The sequence below is a fragment of the Caulobacter sp. D5 genome (assembly GCF_003185805.1).
In the GTDB taxonomy this organism is placed as follows: Bacteria; Pseudomonadota; Alphaproteobacteria; order Caulobacterales; family Caulobacteraceae; genus Caulobacter.
Genome location: NZ_QHJY01000571.1, coordinates 1 through 3,458 on the forward strand (window position 1 = coordinate 1; position 3,458 = coordinate 3,458).

Here is a 3,458-nt window from a genome sequence, read left to right on the forward strand (position 1 = left end):
CCGCCCTGGCCCTGGACGAGGGCCTGGCCCTGGCCCGCGACCTGCTCACCTGGACGGCCCGCGGCCTCGGCGTCACCGCCGCCCGGCTGGCCGAGGCCCAGCGCGCCCACGGCTACTGGACCGTCCGCGCCGACACCGTCGATCGAACCCGCGTCTGTGAATCCCCCGTGTCGCCCCGGGAGCCGATGAGCAAGGAACCGATGCATGGCTGACGAGAACCCCATCGAGAAGATGACGCCCGGCCAGATCCTGGCCGACGCCAGCGTCGCCGAGTTCATCAAGGCCATGGGCCTGTCGATCGCCGACGCCCAGAAGGCGCTCGACCTCAACAGCCTGGCCCAGGTCGGCGAGTACGTGGAGCCCCGCCCGGGGCTGGGCGGCAAGAGCCTGCTGCAGCTGGGCCTGTCGCCGCCCTTCTACCACTACCAGCACGCCGACCTGACGGTCTCGATGCAGCTGACCATGAAGGTCGGCGAGGCCAGCGCCTTCGGCATCGGCGGCAAGCTGGACTTCGGCTTCGGCCAGGGCGGCCCGCAGTCCCCGGCCAACGCCCGCGAGGCGCAGATCACGCTGAAAAGCCTGCCCGCCAGCGTCACGGTGGACGGCGCCAAGACCGACGCGGCCGGCGCCGACCTGGAGTCCGCCGCCGAGGCCGTGGCCCAGAAGCTGCGCACCCCGGCCGGCAAGTTCGAGCGGGCCTATGTCGAGGCCCAGCACACCAAGGTGCAGTTCAAGCTCGATCCCGACACCGCCAAGAACCCGATCAAGACCGACAGCGGCGTGGCCTTCTACGGGGCTGGAGAATCCAGCGTCGGGGTGATCCGCATCGTCGAGACGCCCACGGCCGGCGCCAGCGAGGACTTCGTCCTGGCTTCAGGCAAGACCGCCAACGTCAAGAGCCAGGCCAACGAGCTGCTCTACGCCCGCGCCGTGGTCTCGGCGATCAACGCCCTGGGCGGCTTCAAGGCCAAGCTGCAGCGCGACCCGATCGGCTCCACCCTGCCCGTCGGCGGCGGCACGCTCGGCATCGCCCTCTTCGACAGCGGCAGCTCGGTGCTCAAGCCCGCCGCCACCGAGGAGCTGGGCCTGCTGGCCCGCACCCTGCGCGACAGCGGCTCGGTGGTCGACGTCATCGGCTTCACCGACCGCGTCGCCTCGCAGGACTACAACATCAAGCTGGGCGAAGACCGCGCCAACGCCGTCGCCAACTACCTGAAGAGCAACGGCGTCCCCGCCGCCCAGATCCGCAAGGTCGAGACCAAGGGCGAGGACCGCTGGGTCGGCGCCACCGACGAGGTCTCCAACCAGCAGTTCCGCCGCGCCGAAGTGCTGCTGGCCGACTCCAACGACCTGCTGATCATCGTCGACTCCGCCGGAACCCAGCTGCAGGCCACCCCGACGCCCGACAAGACCGGCGGCAGCGCCAGCGGCAACGGCTTCATCATCGTGCGCCACTTCACGGCCCAGGCCGTCGACGCCACGGCGGTCAAGGTCGGAGCGTCCGACACCTCGGTGGCGATCAGCGGGGCGGCGGTCAATTCGGGGGGATCCAACTTCGCCGGCGACACGCCCGAGGCCTACGCCTTCAACCTGACGCGCGACGTCAACGCCGGCAGCGCCACCCACGGCGTGCGGGCCACCCGCCAGGGCGGGGTGGTCACCTTCGCCGACGCCAAGGACGTGGTGCTGATCAACCTGGTCACCCTGTCGGCCAACGACATCGCCCTGTCGGCCGCAGACGGCGCCAGCATCACCAAGGCCCTGGCCCCCATCGCGGCGGGTCCCACCGCCAGCGGCGACAAACCGAAGATCTCGGTCGCCGTCGGCCTGGCCGTCGACTACCGCACCAGCCGGCAGTTCGAGCAGTCGGTGAACGGCAATAGCAGCATCTCGGCCCGCATCGTCGCCGTGCCCGCGCCCGTCGAGTTCCTCGACGAGATCAAGACCTACCTGACGCCAGCCCCGACCCCGACGCCATGAGCGAAACCGCCGCCGTCACCCGGCAGCTGCTCTCCGCGCCGCTGCCGCAGATCATCGAGCGCCTGGGCGTCGCCATCGCCGAAGCCCAGGCCGCGCTCGACCGCAACAGCATCGCCACGGCCCAGGCCATGGCGACGACCGACATCGAGATCGGCGGCGAGACCCACAACCTGATCTCGCTGGGCTTCACGCCCACCTTCTACAGCTTCACCGAGGCGACGGTGGAGGCCAAGCTCTCGTTCAGCATGACCGAGAGCACCGAATTCGGCGTCTCGGCCGGGGCGAGCGTCGGGGTCAACACCGGCTTCGTCATGGTCGCCGCCTCGGTCAACGTCAGCTACGCGCGCAAGTTCTCGGTCAGCGCCGAGGGCATGAGCTCGATCGCGGCCCGGCTGGTCAGCCTGCCGCCCCCCGAAATCCTCGAAAACCTGCTGCGCAGGATCAGCGAACCCACACCCTAGGAAGGAGACGTCATGCCGTCGATCGGAAGAGAGCTGTTGAACGTCCCCATGGGGGACATGATCCGCCAGATGGCCTTCGCCATCGCGGAAGGCCAGATGAAGCTCGACGCCAACAGCATCGAGGTGGCCGAGATGATGGGCGGCCTGCAGGTCGTCACCGACGACGAAGGCAACCAGACCTTCGACGACAGCCGGATCTTCTTCGGCTACGACCTGATGACCGTCCAGCAGGCCGAGGCCTTCATCGCCACCGATGACGCGATCTCCGGCGGCAATATCGACGCCCTGTCCAAGGTCATCGCCAACCAGAAGAAGAACGCCCAGGACAACGGCGAGAGCCTCGACACCACCCTGATCCGGGTGCCGACCCGGCTGTCGATGCTGGAGCTGGGCTTCTCGCCCACCTTCTACCAGTTCGTCGACACGATCATCGAGGTGAAGATCGCCATCAAGTTCACCTACACCCGCGAGACCACCCGCTCGTCGCGCGACACCAACCAGACCAACACCAACAGCAAGAGCTTCTCGTTCAAGCTGTTCCGCGGCAAGTTCGGCTCCAGCAACACCACCCAGGTCTCGACCAGCCAGGTCGACGCCTCCTACTCGGCCAAGTACAGCTACACCGCCGAAGGCTCGAGCCTGCTGCGCACCAAGCTGGTGCCGATCCCGCCCCCGGCCATCCTGGAAGAGCGGATCCGTCGCCAGCTGGACGAAGAGATCGAGCGCCGCAAGCGCCTGCTCGACAAGTCGCTGGCCGAAAACAAGAACTAAACCCCGGACGGAGAACGTCCCATGAGCGTGGGCCAAGAACTGCTCGCCGTCCCCTTTCCGGAGATGGTCCAGCGCCTGGGCGTGGGCATAGCCACGGCCCAGCTGCAACTCGACCTCGTGTCGCTGCGCATCGCCCGGCTGATGGCCGGCTACGACGAGGACGCGGACGAGGAAAAGGAAGGCGACGGCGCCAAGTCGAAGACCTATCTGGTCAAGTTCGGCGACGGCCAGGAATACAGCCTGCTG

5 protein-coding genes are annotated in these 3,458 nt (G+C 68.1%); all 5 read left to right on the forward strand.

Going from position 1 to position 3,458, the window contains the following annotated elements; translation table 11 throughout:
* The coding region (locus tag DMC18_RS26430; RefSeq protein WP_158285993.1) for a hypothetical protein at positions 1 to 212 on the forward strand (212 nt) is incomplete at its 5' end.
* On the forward strand, positions 205 to 1,980 hold the full coding sequence (locus DMC18_RS25355) for an OmpA family protein (protein ID WP_110119697.1): 1,776 nt from the start codon (positions 205 to 207) through the stop codon (positions 1,978 to 1,980). The genes DMC18_RS26430 and DMC18_RS25355, both read left to right, overlap by 8 nt.
* Positions 1,977 to 2,441: a hypothetical protein gene (locus tag DMC18_RS25360; protein WP_110119696.1), complete on the forward strand. Its 465-nt coding sequence runs from the start codon at positions 1,977 to 1,979 to the stop codon at positions 2,439 to 2,441. The genes DMC18_RS25355 and DMC18_RS25360 overlap by 4 nt, the downstream gene beginning before the upstream one ends.
* Before the next feature lie 36 nt (positions 2,442 to 2,477).
* Positions 2,478 to 3,212, forward strand: coding sequence for a hypothetical protein (locus DMC18_RS25365; RefSeq protein WP_199232641.1), 735 nt, complete (start codon positions 2,478 to 2,480; stop codon positions 3,210 to 3,212).
* Positions 3,213 to 3,233: 21 nt separating this feature from the next.
* Positions 3,234 to 3,458 (forward strand): hypothetical protein (locus DMC18_RS25370; protein WP_199232642.1); only part of this gene is annotated, 225 nt, incomplete at its 3' end.

Bases quoted from the DNA above. Each gene is read 5' to 3' on its own strand.
- DMC18_RS25360 (WP_110119696.1), top strand. From the start codon at position 1,977: ATGAGCGAAACCGCCGCCGTCACCCGGCAGCTGCTCTCCGCGCCGCTG.
- DMC18_RS25355 (WP_110119697.1), top strand. From the start codon at position 205: ATGGCTGACGAGAACCCCATCGAGAAGATGACGCCCGGCCAGATCCTG.